This is a genomic window from Spirochaetia bacterium (assembly GCA_022482625.1).
Taxonomy (GTDB): Bacteria; Spirochaetota; Spirochaetia; order Sphaerochaetales; family Sphaerochaetaceae; genus Pleomorphochaeta.
In genome coordinates this window covers 2,937,997-2,955,904 of the sequence record JAKVOU010000001.1, presented here as the reverse complement: position 1 = coordinate 2,955,904, position 17,908 = coordinate 2,937,997, and the positions used below count along the sequence as shown (strand labels likewise).

Genomic DNA, 17,908 nt, shown 5'->3' with positions numbered 1-17,908 from the left:
CTACTTAACAAATATCATGATAATAGTAAATAACAATTACTATTTATCATCAGAATTATGAATATATCATGTATAAAGCTATTTACCTAAAAATAAAATCATACATCTGCATGCCATCTTGTCCCCATCGGCAAAATAGCATGGGACAACAATTCTAACAGATCTTACCTTTCCACAATAAATCCAAAAAGTATTTCCATGGCATGATTTCAATACCTATGGAAAGTTTTCTAGGCCTCTCTTCCTGGCAAACAAGAATAAACCTCTCGCACCGACTTTCCGTACTGAAAGCCTTGAGTCCCTTATAATCGTTTCCACTGGTATGCTTGGTGGTTTTTGTTTCAATGGCAACTTTTTCCCCAACAACAAAATCAACTTCAAGATTACTGGTAGTCCTCCAATAGCTAAGTATTGCCCTGCTTTGGCTATAATCAAGATATGCTCGCAATTCCATGAAGATATACTGCTCAAAAAACTTACCATATTCGCTTTGGTTTTGAGAAGGAACTGATATATTCTGTAATGCCCGCGCTACACCAGTGTCAAAAAAATAGAATTTCGGCATGCCGAAGGTTTTTCTTTTTTTTCCTTTCTGGAATGAAGGAAGTTTATAACCTATCAACGTATCAACAAGAATCTGATACCAACCTGCCACAGATTGACGGGAAACACCGACATCATTTGCTATATTGGTAAAATTGAGCATTTCGGTATTTGATAATGCAGCAACAGTAAGAAAACGAGAAAGTTGCGGCAGTTTACGGGCAGCACTTTCTGCCTGTATTTCCTCAGTAAGATAAACATCAACATAATCCGCAAGGACTTCTTCCGGATTATCACTGCAGAAGGAAACAGGAAGCAATCCTGCAGTAAATATTTTTTCAAGTGTATATTTTGTAAACTAAATCTCAGGATAGGCAAAAGGATGCATGATAACTTTTCCGGCACAACCTCCAAGCAGATTCACGCCTCCTGAACGTAGTTTCCTTGCACTGGATCCCGTAAGAAGAAAACGTATGTTCCGTTCTTCAATCAAAAGATGTACTTCATCAAGCAACTGGGGAACTTTTTGAATCTCATCGATTACGACGATACAATCCCGTAAATCACGGGCCTCAATTTCTTCACGCAACAGGCTTGGTTCCGCCAGAGCTTGAAGCCTCAATCGTCCATCAAGCAAGTTCCATGTCAGGCTGACACTGTCTTTCAATTCTTGTTGTATGTAGGTAGTTTTGCCTGTTTGTCTGGGTCCTAATAGAAATTGGGATTTGTAAGCAAGCTTTTCTTGCAAGCGCACTGTACGTTTGATATATGTTTTGCCAATTACGTAACTACTACTTAACATATTTCATAATAGTAAATAGTAATTACTTCAAATATTTTAGACAATAACAAAAAACATATCCCATCTTTAGTCAAGGTCAATTCAGATGGATATATTTCTGAAACAAATTTCTCATGCCATCACAAAACACCTGAAAATAGTTGTTTAAACAATTGTAAGACTCTAGTCATGAAAGAAAATCATAACAACAACCATTATGTTTCTCTTTACGTTGCATACCGTTCGTGTTATATTCTTTATAGCTGATGGTTGTAGAGCGCAACCACGTTAATCAAAAGAAAGCTCAATTGATGAGGTGGTTGTAAAGCGCAACCACGTTAATCAAAAGAAAGCTTAATGGATTTACCCCTATCCTTCAGAAGGATGGGGGTTATTTTTAGGAATGACAAATGGAATTCAATCGGCTTACTGCTTTATTTTATAGCGATTATGGTGATACTTGTCCTGAAATTCTTCAAAAACAAACACGACCGTATTATGTCGCAGTGGTTTGGTATTGGAATTAACATTTGCTACTCCACTGCATTCCCATATTCATCACTCCAAGTACTCACTCTTTCATTGCAGATGGATCAGAAGCAGGGTTGGATTTTACAAAAGCCGTCGTCATTACTGATAAAGCTCGATACATAGAATCTTCTCCGACAACAATTCGTCAGCATGAGTTCAATATGCTTAAACAGCATGAATATGAAATCGGGCATAAATTTGAAAAATTTGTCCTTGCTTATACTCGACATGTTCGCCGTATCCAAAAGAACCCACGAATTCCGATTGACCCTTGTTTTCAATATTCTTGCCTGCAATATTTCCACAAGGAATTAGGTTTGCCTCTTGAGGATTGATATACTGCATTTCCTTGTTTGGAAAACTTAGTGGTTTCTGCTTTTTAAGTAGCAATAGCCTTTTATTCAAATTGCTATTTTACGTATCATATTCTTTCTTTATTTTCTGCGTTACATACTTTCAATATCATTTATGGGGATACCATAACTGATATGGCTGACAGTATATTTACCCTGCTACTTTGGCTAAGGTTGCGATACCATCATCGACTATATCAATCACAATGGTTTTATAGTTTCTATTTTACTGATAATCGAATTCCAGTTATGAATCTTTTCAACTCTCATACTTCCTAATAAAAATTTCAAGGAATTTGAAAACAATGAAACATCCTCCACAAATTATTACTTGACTCCACGGAAATGGGCCTTGCCCTGACAAGCCATATACCAATTTCTATGGATAATATTACTTAGTCATAGATGCTGGCTTGCATTGAAGTATGCTTTGAAAATTGATGGGAGCCTGTAAAAACATCATATCGCATACGTATATAAATCAGCACCACCCCTAGAAGGGGTGGTTTGATCTGAGGCTATAAGCCTCTTCCTCCGACTCGCGCCTCAAGACGCCGGGCATTCACTCCGCTCATCGCCCCCGGTGCCACTACCGCGCGCTGCCGCTCCAAGCGGCTTACTTCTTCTTACCCGCCCCTGCAAACGGATCCTCGTACTCCTTCACGCTCAGCCGGTCCTGGACTATGTCCTTCAGTTCCTGCTCGCGGATGTACTTCCTTACCGTCGCCTCGTTCAGCCCCACCGTGCCCACCTGGTAGCCTGTCGCCCAGAAATGCCGGTTCCCGAACTTGTACTTCAGGTTCGCATGCTATTCGAACATCAGCAGCGCACCCTTCCCCTTCAGGTACCCCATGGACGAGGACACCGACAGCTTCGGCGGTATGCTCACCAGCATGTGCACGTGGTCGCTCATCAGGTGCCCCTCAAGGATCTCCACGCCCTTGTGGTCACACAGCTGCCTGAGTATCTCCCCCAGGCTCCTCCGATATTGATTGTAGATTACCTTTCGCCTATACTTGGGTGCAAATACTATATGGTACCTGCACAGCCACTTGGTATGCGCAAGGCTGTCGCTTCTTTCTGCCATCATTTCCTCCGTATGGTCTTTGCTTTCGAGTGAACGACGAAATCTCAGACCGTGCGGAGTTTTCTTTTCAAGCGTGCAACGCCCTTGACTTCCACCCGCATAGCGGGTGGTTTTCTGTAGCGCCCGTTACACGGCCACTACAGGCTAAAGCCACAAATAAAAATAAGGCAGCACCACAGGAGGTACTGCCAATATAAGGAATAAAGCTGTCAAAGATAGACACTATCAACCCATATGTAGAAAAATATTAGCCGATGAATTTATGAAGCATAGGCCCCATCCTCGAACTGGCTGTTATACAGGCTGGCATAGAAACCATTCTGTTCCAGAAGTTTCTGATGCGTACCACTTTCGATGATATCTCCATCCTTCAAAACCAAAATCAAATCCGCATTCTTTATCGTTGACAGACGGTGGGCAATGATAAAGGACGTCCGACCTTCCATCAGCTTATCCATGGCTTGTTGGATAAGCAGTTCCGTACGGGTATCCACCGAACTGGTTGCCTCATCAAGAATCAGCATCGGAGCATGCCTCACCATTGCCCTTGCAATAGTCAGTTGCTGTCTTTGACCTGCAGACAAGCTGGATTCATCAGTCAAGACCGTATCATACCCCTTGGGAAGCGTCTGGATAAAATGATGGATACCTACGGCCTTGCAGGCAGCAACCATTTCATCATCACTTACCTGCGGTCCGCTGTAGACTATGTTCTCCCGTATGGTACCTTCAAACAACCATGTATCCTGAAGGACCATGCAAAACAAATCATGGACATTTTCCCTTGTCAATGTGTCAATCGGAACCCCGTCTACAAGTATTCTTCCACTTTGAATCTCATGGAAACGCATCAAAAGATTGACAATCGTTGTCTTACCGGCACCAGTCGGACCGACAATAGCAACCTTCTGTCCCGGTTTTGCCTCCAATGACAGATCATGGATAACTGTCGTATCAGAATCTTCATAACCGAAACGTACATGGTCGAACTCTATTTCACCTTTTACATTCTCTATATGGTCTTTCTTTCCTGACTCATCTTCCATATTTTTCTGGTGCAGGAACTCAAAGACTCTTTCACTGGCTGCAGCAGTCGATTGCAAACTGGTAGCAACCTGGGCCAACTGGGCAAGCGGTTGTGTAAAGAACCTCACATACATCATGAAAGCCACAATGACACCGAAGGAAATGAGACCTTTGATGGCAAGCAACGAACCGATGACACAGACTGTCACATAACCGAAATTTCCTATGAACATCATGACAGGGCGCATCAGTCCTGAAAGAAACTGTGATTTGAATGCACTTTCACAAAGCTGTCCGTTTATTTGGTCAAAAGTCTCCTTGGCCTTTCCCATGGCATTGTATGCTCTGACTACATCGTGACCTGAATACGTTTCTTCAATATGTCCGTTCATAGCTCCAAGATCCCGTTGTTGCTGAAGAAAGTACTTCTGGGATTTTGACATGATCAGAATCATCAGGACAAAGCCGATGATGACAGAAACAAGAGCCGACAGTGCCAGAATAACATTGGTAAGCAACATCATGACGAGGGATCCAAGGAAAAGCGTCAGGGAAGAAACAAAGACTCCAAGACTTTGGTTCAATGTCTGCCCGATGGCATCCACATCATTGGTAACCCGGCTGAGCACATCACCATAGGACATCCTGTTGTAGTACCACATCGGTACACTGTTGATTTTTCTTGAAACATCCGAACGCAGTTTTTTTGTTATTTTCTGTGTTACCGTGGCCAAGATGAAGCCTTGGGCAAACGAAAGTACAAAACTGGCTACATAAACGACAACAAGGAAAACGCAGATCTTGACCACTGCATCCAAGTCTATGCCCGCAACAAAGCCGGTAGTAACCAAATCAGTTATATCACTCAGTTTTCCAGGCCCGACCAAAGACAGCAGGGCTCCGATAGCTGCACAGAGAAGTGCAACCAAGATAATCGGCAACTGAGGCTTACTGTAGGCAATCAGTTCACCCCATGTCTTCTTGAAATTTTCAGGCTTTTCTCCACCACCTTGGAAACCACCATGGAAACCAGGCCTAGCCTGTACTTTTCCACCCTTCGTGGAGATAGTATTTTTTTCTTCCCTCATGACAATTCCTCCTTGGAAAGCTGTGAAAGTGCTATCTCCTGATAGATTGCACAATCTTTCATCAGCTCTTCATGGGTACCGATACCGACTACATTACCTTTATCCAGTACAATGATCCGATCTGCATTCCGTATCGTTCCGATCCGCTGTGCCACGATCAACATGGTAGCCGTTTGCTTCTTGTCCCGCAAAGCAGTACGGACCAACCTGTCTGTCCGATAATCCAAGGCAGAAAGCGCATCATCAAATACATAGATTTCAGCATCCCGGTAGATAGCCCTCGCCATGGAAATCCTTTGTTTCTGTCCTCCGGACAGATTGGTGCCACCCTGTGCCACATGCCGTTCAAAGCCTCCCTGTCCAGCATTGACGAAATCAACAGCTTGTGCTACTTCTACTGCTTCTTCCATGGCATCCTGCTGCAGGTTGCCACCACGGCTGTCTCCATAGACGACATTGGAGGAAATATCTCCTGAGAACATCACTGATTTCTGTGGCACATAACCAAACTTTTCATGAAGTGATTCCTGGGTATAGGCACGTGAATCTTTGCCATCGACAAGTATCTTTCCTTCCGTAGGATCATAAAATCGCAAGGCAAGATTGACCAATGTCGTCTTGCCGCTGCCCGTGGCACCGATAAAGGCAACAGTTTCGCCCTTATGGGCAGCAAAACTCACATGCTGCAAAGCATAACCTGATGCATCAGGATAACGGAAGCTGACATCCTTGAATTCAATCTCACCTTTCTCTTCCTGCAACCCTGTCTGTTCCTGCCCGTCAACCAACTTCGGTTTTGTCTCTATGACTTCAAGTATTCGCTTTGCTGCAACAGAAGCACGGGGCAACATAAGGAAAATCATACTGAGCATCATAAAGGACATGACCACTTGTGCTGCATAACTGATGAATACCACCATGTTGGAAAAAAGAGTAATTCTGTCAGCCATTGAAGCGGCGTTTATCAGAAAGGCCCCTATCCAATAGATGGAAAGGCTCAAGCCACTCATGATTGCCGACATACCTGGTTGCATCATGGCCATGATCCTATAGATGAACTGATTGGTATCAGTAAGTTCCGTATTTGCCTTCTCAAACTTTTCCTGTTGATAAGATTCTGCATTATAAGCTCTTACCACTGCCAGTCCAGTAAGATTTTCTCTGGTCACACGATTGAGATTATCGGTCAACCCCTGCACTTTCTTGAATTTAGGTACTGCAAATGTTACCATGATACCTATCATCAGGACGAGTACCAAGACGGCGACTGCCGTTGCCATTGTCCATTGCACACCCTTTCCCGCTATCTTCACGATGGCCCACGTCGCCATTATAGGTGCTTTTACCAATGCCTGCAGGCCAAAGGCAATGATCATCTGCACCTGCGTGACATCATTTGTCGAGCGCGTAATCAGACTTGCAGTGGAAAATCTGTTGATTTCTTCCATCGAAAATGATTCAACTTGGTTGAACTGCAATTCCCGTAGTTTCTTGGAAAAACCGGCAGCGATACGGGACGAAAGCCCTATTACACATATTGCCGATATGAAGCTTCCCAAAGCGCACAGTAGCATTCGGCTACCTGCATTCAGAATCTGTGGTACATGGCTACCTTCTGTTTCCACAAGTTTCGTAATGTCTGCCATGTATCCCGGAAGTGTCAGGTCAAGGAAGACCTGTGCGACAATACATAAGATACTGATGCAGATCATCAGCCACTGCCGCTTGCTCAGATATTTCAATAATTTAAACATATTTTGGATTGTTAACCTGTCCGACGGATATTTCCCTTATGGAGGCCATCGGTATCAAAAGAGATCAGTTGTCTGTCCTAAGTTGCTCAGGAGATCGTATCCCCTGTTTTTCCATATTACGCATGAGATGAATAAGCAACCTCTTGAGCTGAGCGATATCCTCAGGCGAGAAATCATTGAAAATTTCCCTATCAATGCTATCGAAAGCTTCAATTGCTTCATCAGTGAGCCTACGTCCTTTTTCCGTAAGACTTATAAGATTATACCTATGGTCATGTTCATCAGGAATTTTGCAAAGCAGCCCGGATTTCTCCATCCGCTTCACGGATATAGCCACCGTCGGCGTACTGACACCGAGTCGGTCCGCAATATCCTTCTGAGACAACCCCTGACTGTTCTTTGACCTGAACCTGAGCATGAACAACATATGAGGATGGCTCACCCTCGTAATGTCCCGTGTCTCAAATTCTTTCTTGATCAGGTGCCCGTGCATATGGAACACAGTCCTGGCCAATTCTTCAATCGTCATGTCTTCTGTTTTCATTCTATGCCAACTCACAATAATTTTACGGCTAATAATTAGCCGGCAAACTGAATATAACCAACAGAAATCCAATAGTCAAGCACAGACAGGAAAACACCTCATGAAAACAGAAAAGAAAAATCCAATGACTTGATCTGCAGATTCATTGCAGAAACAGCGGGATTTATCCATACAAAGTATGTATAAAGTAAGAATACCCTGCTAACATAGAACTAAGGAGGATATAAGCTTATGGTTTTGTATTTTACAGCAACCGGCAATTCAAAATATGTAGCGACCAGAATTGCAACTGCATTCAATGACAGGACAGTGTCGATTCCTGACTGCATGCAGCATGAGGAATATTCATTTGAATTATCTCCAGGTGAATATCTAAGTATCATATCTCCTGTATACTATTTGGGTTTTCCAACCATAGTCAGGGACTTTCTCAACAGATTTTCATTGACTACAAATGGAAAAACGTATGTCTGCTTCATCGCAACATACGGGGTAACCCCAGGAGGAACCGGCCATCTTGCCAACAAGTATATGCAAAAAAAGGGATACCTTGTCAATGCAAAGTTCGGAGTCAAGATGCCGGATACATGGACCCCTGTCTTTGACTTGAGCAACAAGGAAAAAATAAAACGAACCAATGATAAAGCAGAAATGCAGATTGATGAAATCATCAAAAAAATGAGCAATAAGGCAACTGGTGATTTCCTGCACTACAAGACACCTCTTCCTGTTACAAAAATTGCGTACTACCTATATGAAGGAGAAAGAAAAACAAAACACTTTTCAGTAACTGACGCTTGCATAGGATGTGGAAAATGTGCAGCAAACTGTCCTGTGCATGCAATTGAAATGCAACAGGCAAAGCCTGTCTGGATAAAAGATACATGTGCCATCTGTCTGGGTTGTCTGCACAGATGCCCCAAATTTGCAATTCAATATGGAAAGAATACCCAAAAACATGGACAATATACGCACCCAGATACGCTATCGTAACCGAGGAAGATCACAGATCCTGCCGGCTATGTCTTTGCACCATCTCCATTGAGCTTCGGTTTCCTACAGTCCTGCAACCATATTCCTTCACCTGACAGCATTCATTGGAACCGTTTTTCTATCTGTTTCATTAGGAATTGTACGAGTGCAGGACCTGAAACAGGTCCAACTAACCTTTTATTTCCCTAAGCAGGATCTGTGCACGTAGCTGGGCTACTTCATCTGTCTTTACGAATCCGACTTGGTTGTGCATGGCATTTGAAATGCCACAGGACATACTGAACGCGAGTGTATCCTCGATGGACAACCCGTGCATATACCCGAAGCAAAATCCTGCGACGGTCGCATCACCACTTCCGATGGTCGATATTACCCTTTTGTCAGGAACCGTAATCGCATAGACATGTTCATCATTTATGAAGATACCACCGTCAGCACCAAGAGAGACCAATACATTCTTCACCCCCCAGCCGAGCATCTGCTTGGCTAAATAAATAGTTTCCTTACGTGTAAGGTCACCTGTCTTGCCAAACAATTGGGCCAATTCATTCTTGTTAGGTTTTGCAAAGAAGTAGTTACCTGGAAAAGCTGACTGAAAGTAGCGTTGGTTTGCATCAATGGCACAGAGGCTGCCTTTTGCTGCACAGATATCACTGACCTGCCTATAGATATCATTGCTCATGCCGTTCATCGGCAGACCTGAGCAAATGACAAGATCATCTCTTTTCAATTCTGACTTCAATGCCGTAAGGAACTGTTCCTGGGCTTCTGCATCGATTATTACACCAGCTTCAGTAATTTCGGTTTCCTTCCTGTTCCTGTTGTCAATGACATTGATTGTCGTCCGGGTTTCCCCCGTAAAGGGAAATGTCTTCAATTCAGTGGACAGGTCTTGAAGTTCCATGGAAACAAAATTACCGTTCATGCCACCCAAGAAACAATACAATGTGCTTGGTTGCCCTAGATAATGCAGGACCCTGGCAATGTTTACGCCCTTGCCACCGGCAAATACCTGAGGCACAGTCCCATGGAATTGGGCACCATCATGAAAGTCATCGATATAGTATATCCTATCAACCGTAGGATTGAGACAAAGTATCTTGACCATCTATCTTCTTCCTGCACTATGGAGGACATCTTGGAATTTATGTTCCACTTCCGCCTGGAAAGCGGCCCTGGCTCCTACCAGATATTTACGAGGGTCATAAATCGAAGGTTTTTCCAAGAAAAACTTTCTGATTGCCGTCGTAAATACCAAGAAATTATCAACATCCATGTTGACTTTATGTATACCGATGTCGACAGCCATAGAAACATCCTTTTCACTGCAGTTGCGCAGATACTCCACCTTGCCGCCAACCTTGTTGCACTCCGCAATCAGTTCAGGAGGCAAGGAAGCGCCACCATGAAGGACAAACGGATAGTCAGGAGTCAAGGAAACAATCTGCCGCAGCAGATCAAACTGCATGGGAAGATATCCTTCCGCTTCTACACCGCCATGGGAAGTACCTACAGAAACGGCAAGAGCATCACAACCGGTAGCAGCAATGAATCCATGTGCCATTTCGGGATCAGTGTACTCATCACTTTCAGCAAAAACCAAGTCTTCAAATCCAGGAATGCGGCCAAGTTCAGCTTCTACCCATACACCTCTTTTGTGGGCATACGCGACGACTTCTGAAGTTTTTTTAAGATTATCATCATAGGCAAGATGGGATCCATCAAACATCACAGACTGGACACCGGCATCAATAGCTTCGAAACAAGCTTCTTCTGTAGTGCAGTGGTCATGCTGGATAAATACAGGAACCGCACAATGGTCTGCATAATTCTTCATCGTATGCACAAACAGGTGAAAATCCTTGACATATTTTCTTGCACCCATTGATACTTGCAGGATTACCGGTGATTTTTGGTTTTCAGCCGCATCAAGGACCGCCTGTATCGATTCCAATGAAAAGACATTGAAAGCTCCCAATGCATAATGACCTTCAATTGCATTCCTGTACATTTCCTTCGGATTGCTTAATGACATTTCCTTTCTCCTATAGTTGCCTGATAAATTCTTCCATTCTTTCCAATACCGAAAATTGCTTTGCATATGCATTGAACCAGGCATGAGGTTCATGCAAAAAGACAGATAGTTCTGCTTGATTTCCATCAGCGAGCAACTTATCCTTCATGGCCTTGCAATCCTGCAGGGGAACTATCTCATCTTCCTCACCATGGAGCAACAATACCCGTTTTCCTTGGCAATGACGCAAAAGAGGTGAAGCATCCTGCAATAAGATTTCCAGATCCTGCCCACTTGCCGCAAAGTACTGTTTCAGGGATTTCCTTTCTTCCGGATTTCTTTTCCAGAAGGACGGAAGAAAGAAAATACCATTGAGAGCAATGCAAGCTGTAGGAACATACATGTCTTTCTGTACCTGCGTACAGTGTGTTTTCCTCCAGTCTTCCTGCATTGACAGCAACATTATGTTTGCGCCAGGAGATCCACCGACACAACAGATCCTTGCTTCATCAATTCCAAGTTCTTTGCTTTGTCCTGCTAGCCATCCAAACACTTCGACACAGTCCAATACTGCCGCAGGATATGGTGCATCAGTCCTATATTGGACTGATACACAGGTAATCCCAAGTTTCAAAGTAAGGAAGGAAGCTGCCCACAGGAATTGATCCTTGTCACCTCCGATGAAACCACCTCCATGGATAAACACTAGAGCCGGATGCTTTTCATTACCTACCGGGGCCTGGAAAATATCACATCGGACGACATGCCCATCAGAGCAGGTAACAGGATAGTTCCTCACAAAGGTAGTGCAGCCTTCTTCCATGTTCATTGGTTACTATACCCCGTTGTCTTTCATTGCCTGTTTCAAATAATCAAACTTGACATAGTTTTCAGGGGCAACATCATACTTGGCATCCAACAGCCCGGCATCAAGGAACATTTTATTCATGGTTGCGTACCATTGCATGGCAGTACCATCATCTACAAGTTTCTTCAGCTGTGAGTTGCTGATCCAGTTTGTCTTGTCGACGACAAGATGGGCAGTATCGTAGTCAGTATTGATGTACTTTGCAACTTTCCTTACGGTACCATCCATGTCATCGTATCTGTCCTGGGTACCTTTCAGCCAAGCCCTAAGGAACCTGACCACAACATCAGGATCCTTGTCAAGGAACTTCTTTGTAGTTACCCAACTGTTGGTAAACACAGCCTTCGGCAGGAAATCCTTGGAACCGGACAATGTAATGACATTCGAAGCTCCCATTTCCTTTCTGATTTGGTCAGTATACGGTGCTTCAATGGAAATCGCATCGATCTTGCCGGTCATGAACGAAGTCACTTTTCCTGAAGCATCCATATTGATCAGGTTGACATCGGTTTTCTTCATGCCGTTGAGCTGCAAAGCCATGGACAGTACCAATTCAGAAGTAGTTCCTGCAGAAATCGCAACATTCTTTCCTTTCAGATCCTGCATGGACTTTATTCCGCTGTCGGCACGTGTCAATATCTCACCGCTGAGGTCAGTGCTATCCAATGCCAAGATGACACACTGTCCCTGCGGAGCAAAGACATGGGCACCGACGCCAAGGTAGCCGAAGTCGATGTCTCCTGAAGACATAGCGGCAAGTTCGGTTGCACCGGAAGTGAACTGGACCAGCTGAACATTCAGGTTCTCTTGGTCAAAATACTTGTTGTCAATGGCATTGAGCAGCCCACCAGCCCCGGTAACGTGCGGGTGATATGCAACCTTGATGGTCGTTTTCTGCGGTTGGGCAGATGCAGATGCCGATGCATTTTCATTCTGTCCTTGGGCAAAAACAGATGTAACGGGAGCCAGCAGTGCCAGCATACCCATAGTCAAAGCCAATCTTGAAATCTTTCTCATTCTTTTCCTCCGTTTGTTTGATTTCAATAGTATATTTACAACCTGTCTGGCAGGTTTTATTTGGCAGTTTCAAGATATTCCTTATATACCTTGTTCCAGATATTGTTCTTGATTTCGTTATATCTGGAAGTAAGCTTGGTTTCTTGATTCCGTGGATAAGGCAAATCAATCGGCATGATTTCGCGGACACGTCCAGGACCTGCACTCATTATGATTACCTTGGTAGCAAGCAATACAGCTTCATCGACATCATGTGTAATGAAGAAACAGGTCTTGCGTTCCTGCTGCCATGTCTCCAACAGGTTTTCCTGCAATTGGGCCCTTGTCTGGGCATCCAGGGCACCGAAAGGTTCATCCATCAGCAATACATCTGGATTTGTTGCATACGCACGGGCAAGTGCAACGCGCTGCTTCATACCGCCGGACAGTTCCTTGGGAAAGGAATCTACAAATTTATCAAGGCCGACGATATTGATATATTTGCGTGCTATGGCTTCACGTTCATCCTTTTTCACATTCTTCAGCTTGAGACCGAATCCGACGTTTTCCAGTACCGTAAGCCATGGATACAACGCATACTGCTGGAAAACGACTCCCTTGCCTTTACCAGGACCAGTCACAGCCTCATCATGCACCTTGATGGTGCCTGATGACGGTCTTGACAAACCGGCAATCATACTCAAAAGCGTCGTCTTGCCGCATCCGGAAGGCCCGATTACACAGATGAACTCATTCTTTTCGATGGAAAAGCTTACTGGGGACAAAGCAAGAAATGGCCCGTTCTTTGTCTCATAGGATTTTGTTACGTCGATTACTTCAATTTCAGGCATTGTCCCTCACCTCCTGCCATGATGTAAACTTCACTTCCAAGAACAGCACAAGCTTATCCAGAAGGAAACCGATGATACCTATGACTACAATTCCCATAAGCACCACATCCATACGGAAATACATACCGGCCTGCTGTATCATTGTCCCCAAGCCGGTAGCCGACCCTGTAAGTTCTGCGGCAACAAGGGTCGTCAATGCAGAAGCCAGTCCAAGTCGTACGCCGGTAAAGATGTATGGAATAGTGGCAGGGACTACCACATGGATGAAAATCTGTGAATCCGAAGCATCAAATACCCGTGCGGCCTTGATCAGAGTAACATCGACATTCTTTACCCCCTGGTAGATGGTAACGACCATCGTAAGGAATACTGCAAAGAAAATGATGGCAACCTTGGCACTTGTTCCTATACCGAACAAGGCAATGACCAATGGGATCAAGGCAATCGGTGGAATGGTCCTCAGGAATTGGATCCATGGTTCAACGATTGTGCGGAATCCCTCATACCATCCCAGAAGGAAAGCAACAGGAATAGCAAAGACAAAGCCTAGGAAAAATCCTACAATGACCCGGAATAAGCTGTCACGTACCTGTATCCAAAGGTAACCCGATGCACTGTTGGTGACCAAGGAATGAAATACAGCCTTGGGGCCGACAATTACTGAACTTATACTGTGAATCGAAGATATGCCACTCCACAGCAGCAGGGCTACCGCAATTGACAGCAGCAAGCAAAGTGTTGAGTACAACCTTTTATGCTGAAGCTTGAAATTGTTCAATTTATTCTCCTTATTACTATAGCAAACGTTTTCTATGCCAACAAAAAAACAGGTCAGAGCGACCTGACCGATCCCCCCTCATGTATCGGTGCATCCAATACCAACTGTGAAACAGAAAACCCATCCTTACCTTCCAGTCTGTGGCTTAAGAGTATGCCGGCATTCCGTCCCATAAGAAGGCTGTCCTGATAAGCAACGGTTATCTTGGGGCTGATATATCTGTTACATTCAGCATCACCGAAAACAACAATTGACACATCCTCATAAATCCTGCTACCCAAGTCCTTGAGAGCCTGCAACGTACCCTCAAGCATGATATTGTTAACACAGAAAAATGCTGTCGGCGGATTGGGTTTGCTCATCAGGTCGTACACAAACGCATAGGCCTCGTCCCTATTGAAGTTTGATGCGCTGATATATCTGTCATCAATCTCAACAGAAGCATCTTCCAAGGCTTTTTTGAAGGCCGCCAGACGATTGCGTCCTGTCGGATTGGAAAGTGTAACATTTACGATTGCAATCTTCCGATGGCCCTTTTTTATCAACAGATCAGTAAGTTGATATGAAGCCTCAAAATCATTCCATAGTATCTGATCGGTCCGTATGCCTTCTACAGGTCGGTCAATCAGCACAAGGGGAATATCAAAAGCAAGACATTTCTGCAATTCCCTTGTATTGCCACCTGAAGAGGCAACGACAAGTCCGTCAATCTGCTTCTCAATCAAGGCGTTGATTATCTTCTTTTCCTTTGCCGGTTCACCTCCGGAACTGGCAATCAGCAACTGATAACCCAATGAAGAAATCTCATATTCGAGCCCTTTTGCTATCTCCATGAAAAAACGGTTGGATAAATCAGCAATGACCAATGCAATGAGATTGGTCCGATTGCTCCGCAGGCTTCTGGCAATGGCATTCGGATGGTAATCCATCTCCTGCATAACCCTGCGTACCTTATCTTTGACACCATCACTTACAGGATAGTTTCCATTGATTACCCGTGAAACCGTAGTAATGGAAACTCCTGCTTCAACAGCTATGTCTTTGATTGTTATCTTCTTCATAGTATCGGTTCCTGCTGTATAGATAACGTTTTCTATGGAGTTCAAAAAAATTAATAGAAAACGTTTCCTATCTGGTGTAGATTATCACGCTTCTACAGTTTGTCAAGAAAAATTTTCAATTATTTTTTTGCATGAACCAAATAGCAGCAAAATTTGAAATGTACCTCTCAATCAGGTATATTTACACCGATTGCCTACAGGTTCCTTCGATCAACCTCTCAATTTCATATGCAAGACCATCATGGTCACAGTCATAGGCCGTTACATCGGTAGCATGACACTTGACTTCATCAGGAGCATTCAACATCGCAAAGGAGTGTCCGGCAACTTTGAAAATATCGATATCATTGTAATAATCACCGAAGGCAACAGTTTCATCTAGCTGAATGCCAAAATAGGCACACATATCCTGCAAGGCAACAGCCTTGCTTACATCTGGGGGATTGATCTCATCAAAATATGGAGAAGATTTAAGCTGACTGACATGTATACCAGAAGATTTTATGATCCCGATGGTTTCATCAAGTTGCTTTTCTTCCCTGTCCATCAGCAACAATTTATAAATCGGCTCATCGGTCCTTTCAAAGTCGTCAATCAAGCTTTCGAAGTCAACAAGCTTTGTCTTATGCCCTGTAATCCTCGATTCATATTTTTCCCAATAGCCACTTTTCTCACTGAAACAATCATCAGTAGAATAGGCCAAAACACTGCATTGCAGGCTTCTTGTAATCTTTAGGATTTCCCGTATCGACGCATACTCCAATGGGTGGGACCCCACTTTGTGCCCATTATCCAATGTCATGCCACCGCTGTAGCATCCAAGCAGTATGTTCGCACCGATTTCTTTCTGAAGGAAATCCAATGCAAAGGGAGCCCTCCCACTGGTAAAGCAAATATGAATTCCATTTGCCACAGCAGCCTGTATTGCCTTGCAAGTCCGAGGTGTAAGTTCTTTTTCCCTTGTAAGCAAGGTATTATCAATGTCTGTAGCAATCAATGACACTTTTTTCATAAAAACATCCTTCTGCTTTAGGCAAGTAAGCAGAAACAATTACCAGAAATCCAAACTAAATTTCTATCCTCATATCAATTGTGCAAACAATAAAACAGATAAAGCCATGGAATCAGCTTCAGTTATCAGACAATGTTTCCGCAAAAAGCACACCTTCGATGCCCCTGATGCATTGTTCAAGCTTGGCTACTTCATCAGTCCGGCTTTGCCTGATCGTAAGGAAAGTCCTCGTAACATGCTTTTTATTCTTTCCGTTCATCTGGATATCAACTACCTTGGTCCCGTTTTGTTCAAGCTTTTCAACCACCTGCTTAAGTATCCCTTTCCTATCAGTTTCAACATACAGAATGGTTTCTCTATAAGCCTTGAACCGGCGATATTCAATCTTTGACAGGACCAATTCGGCAAACAATACAATTGCAGTTCCGAGGAATCCACCTTCAAAATAACCTGCACCGAGACACAACCCTATTATTGCAGTCGTCCACAGTCCTGCTGCGGTAGTCAGCCCTTTGACGTTGTTTTTCCTTGTTATGATTATAGTCCCTGCACCGATGAAGCCCATACCAGCAACGACCTGTGCTCCTAGACGTGCAAGATCCGTAAACAGTTTCAGATATACATAGATATATTGGCTTGTCAACGTCGTCAATGCAGAACCAATGCAAATCAGCATATGGGTCCTGAAGCCTGCCGGACGTTTCTTGAATTCACGTTCAACTCCGATCATTCCGCCACATACCATGGCAGAGACCAAGCGGATAGCAGCCGAATATAAGGTGAAGTCTCTCAAATTCTCAAATATCATAGTCACTTTTCTCCCTTATATTTCATTTATCTTGTATATCTCATCGAATTCAGACATTTCCATGACAATAGATCTATGATCTGCCCTTTTGTTGGTCCTCAGATAGAGTATTGCAGAAGGAATGGCATTGGGAACCGATGAATTGACGTCTATGACCATATCAAGCACGCTGATATCAAGCTTCTTGATTTTCTGAATCACCTTCCTCAGATTCTTGAATGAATCAATCTCAATCTTGATGTTCATATTCCGAGAATAACGTAACAATTTGTTTTCAATAGATGGAACAAAGATTATCGTACTGAGTATGAGCAGATAACCGATGGTAGCTCCTTCATAGAATCCTGCCCCCAGAGCAAGTCCCATACAAGCTGAAGCCCAGAGACCTGCGGCAGTGGTAATTCCCTTTACTGTACTTGATCCAGTCAATATGATAGTCCCGGCACCAAGGAAACCTATGCCGTTGATTACCTGTGCCCCGTATCTGCTTAAATCGATACCTGCTCCCAGTTGGTCATGTATTGCACTCCATTTGGTCAGCACAAGGGTAGATTCATACTGCGAAAGCGCCATCGTCAATATTGCCCCAGTACATACCAATATATACGTGCGCATTCCTGCAGCACGTTGTTTGATATTTCTCGACAGCCCCAATGTACCACTGAAAATAAACCCAAGGAACAGCCGTAGTGCCAAAGACTGCAAGTTACTATCACGTAAAGAACCAAGAGCGAGCAATTTTACCTCCTTTCACAAATACAAGACAAAGTATGTAAAAAATGATTATAGATACCGATACTGGCAATTGTCAAGAAATAGA

16 protein-coding genes and 1 pseudogene are annotated in these 17,908 nt (G+C 43.7%); 1 reads left to right on the top strand and 16 read right to left on the bottom strand.

What is annotated here, in order from left to right:
* Positions 1 to 154 precede the first annotated feature (154 nt).
* From LKE40_13415 to LKE40_13390, 6 genes and pseudogenes are all read right to left on the bottom strand, one after another.
* Positions 155 to 862, bottom strand: coding sequence for a DUF4143 domain-containing protein (locus LKE40_13415; protein ID MCH3918429.1), 708 nt, complete (start codon positions 860 to 862; stop codon positions 155 to 157).
* A gap of 39 nt (positions 863 to 901) precedes the next feature.
* Positions 902 to 1,210: an AAA family ATPase gene (locus LKE40_13410; GenBank protein MCH3918428.1), complete on the bottom strand. Its 309-nt coding sequence runs from the start codon at positions 1,208 to 1,210 to the stop codon at positions 902 to 904.
* 1,614 nt (positions 1,211 to 2,824) lie between these two features.
* Positions 2,825 to 3,295 (bottom strand): annotated as a pseudogene (tnpA, locus tag LKE40_13405) (IS200/IS605 family transposase).
* Positions 3,296 to 3,555: 260 nt separating this feature from the next.
* Complete coding sequence (locus tag LKE40_13400) at positions 3,556 to 5,409, bottom strand: ABC transporter ATP-binding protein/permease (GenBank protein ID MCH3918427.1); 1,854 nt, start codon at positions 5,407 to 5,409, stop codon at positions 3,556 to 3,558.
* Positions 5,406 to 7,163: an ABC transporter ATP-binding protein/permease gene (locus tag LKE40_13395; protein MCH3918426.1), complete on the bottom strand. Its 1,758-nt coding sequence runs from the start codon at positions 7,161 to 7,163 to the stop codon at positions 5,406 to 5,408. Before LKE40_13395 ends, LKE40_13400 begins: the two co-directional genes overlap by 4 nt.
* Positions 7,164 to 7,227: 64 nt before the next feature.
* The gene (locus LKE40_13390; protein MCH3918425.1) at positions 7,228 to 7,707 is read right to left on the bottom strand and encodes a MarR family transcriptional regulator; all 480 of its coding nucleotides are present in this window, start codon (positions 7,705 to 7,707) and stop codon (positions 7,228 to 7,230) included.
* Positions 7,708 to 7,938: 231 nt separating this feature from the next.
* On the opposite strand from LKE40_13390, the gene LKE40_13385 reads away from it, so the two are divergent.
* Positions 7,939 to 8,700 carry an EFR1 family ferrodoxin gene (locus LKE40_13385; protein ID MCH3918424.1) on the top strand — a complete coding sequence of 254 codons (762 nt, stop codon included), beginning with the start codon at positions 7,939 to 7,941 and terminating at the stop codon, positions 8,698 to 8,700.
* 169 nt (positions 8,701 to 8,869) lie between these two features.
* On the opposite strand, the gene LKE40_13380 is transcribed toward LKE40_13385, so the two are convergent.
* From LKE40_13380 to LKE40_13335, 10 genes are all read right to left on the bottom strand, one after another.
* Positions 8,870 to 9,808 (bottom strand): hexose kinase, encoded by a 939-nt coding sequence (locus LKE40_13380; GenBank protein ID MCH3918423.1) that lies wholly within the window; start codon positions 9,806 to 9,808, stop codon positions 8,870 to 8,872.
* Complete coding sequence (locus tag LKE40_13375) at positions 9,809 to 10,735, bottom strand: class II fructose-bisphosphate aldolase (GenBank protein MCH3918422.1); 927 nt, start codon at positions 10,733 to 10,735, stop codon at positions 9,809 to 9,811.
* Between the two features lie 10 nt (positions 10,736 to 10,745).
* Entirely contained in the window at positions 10,746 to 11,537 is a 792-nt protein-coding gene (locus LKE40_13370; protein MCH3918421.1) for an alpha/beta hydrolase, read from the bottom strand.
* Between the two features lie 12 nt (positions 11,538 to 11,549).
* Positions 11,550 to 12,599, bottom strand: coding sequence for an ABC transporter substrate-binding protein (locus LKE40_13365; GenBank protein MCH3918420.1), 1,050 nt, complete (start codon positions 12,597 to 12,599; stop codon positions 11,550 to 11,552).
* A 56-nt stretch (positions 12,600 to 12,655) separates the two neighbouring features.
* Positions 12,656 to 13,429: an ABC transporter ATP-binding protein gene (locus LKE40_13360; GenBank protein MCH3918419.1), complete on the bottom strand. Its 774-nt coding sequence runs from the start codon at positions 13,427 to 13,429 to the stop codon at positions 12,656 to 12,658.
* Positions 13,422 to 14,207, bottom strand: a complete 786-nt coding sequence (locus tag LKE40_13355; protein MCH3918418.1) for an ABC transporter permease — start codon at positions 14,205 to 14,207, stop codon at positions 13,422 to 13,424. The genes LKE40_13360 and LKE40_13355 overlap by 8 nt, the downstream gene beginning before the upstream one ends.
* A 53-nt stretch (positions 14,208 to 14,260) precedes the next feature.
* Positions 14,261 to 15,268 carry a LacI family transcriptional regulator gene (locus LKE40_13350; GenBank protein ID MCH3918417.1) on the bottom strand — a complete coding sequence of 336 codons (1,008 nt, stop codon included), beginning with the start codon at positions 15,266 to 15,268 and terminating at the stop codon, positions 14,261 to 14,263.
* Positions 15,269 to 15,449: 181 nt separating this feature from the next.
* Complete coding sequence (locus LKE40_13345) at positions 15,450 to 16,280, bottom strand: Cof-type HAD-IIB family hydrolase (protein ID MCH3918416.1); 831 nt, start codon at positions 16,278 to 16,280, stop codon at positions 15,450 to 15,452.
* Positions 16,281 to 16,398: 118 nt separating this feature from the next.
* Positions 16,399 to 17,088 carry an MgtC/SapB family protein gene (locus LKE40_13340; protein MCH3918415.1) on the bottom strand — a complete coding sequence of 230 codons (690 nt, stop codon included), beginning with the start codon at positions 17,086 to 17,088 and terminating at the stop codon, positions 16,399 to 16,401.
* Positions 17,089 to 17,103: 15 nt separating this feature from the next.
* Positions 17,104 to 17,826 (bottom strand): MgtC/SapB family protein, encoded by a 723-nt coding sequence (locus LKE40_13335; GenBank protein MCH3918414.1) that lies wholly within the window; start codon positions 17,824 to 17,826, stop codon positions 17,104 to 17,106.
* Positions 17,827 to 17,908: the final 82 nt, after the last annotated feature.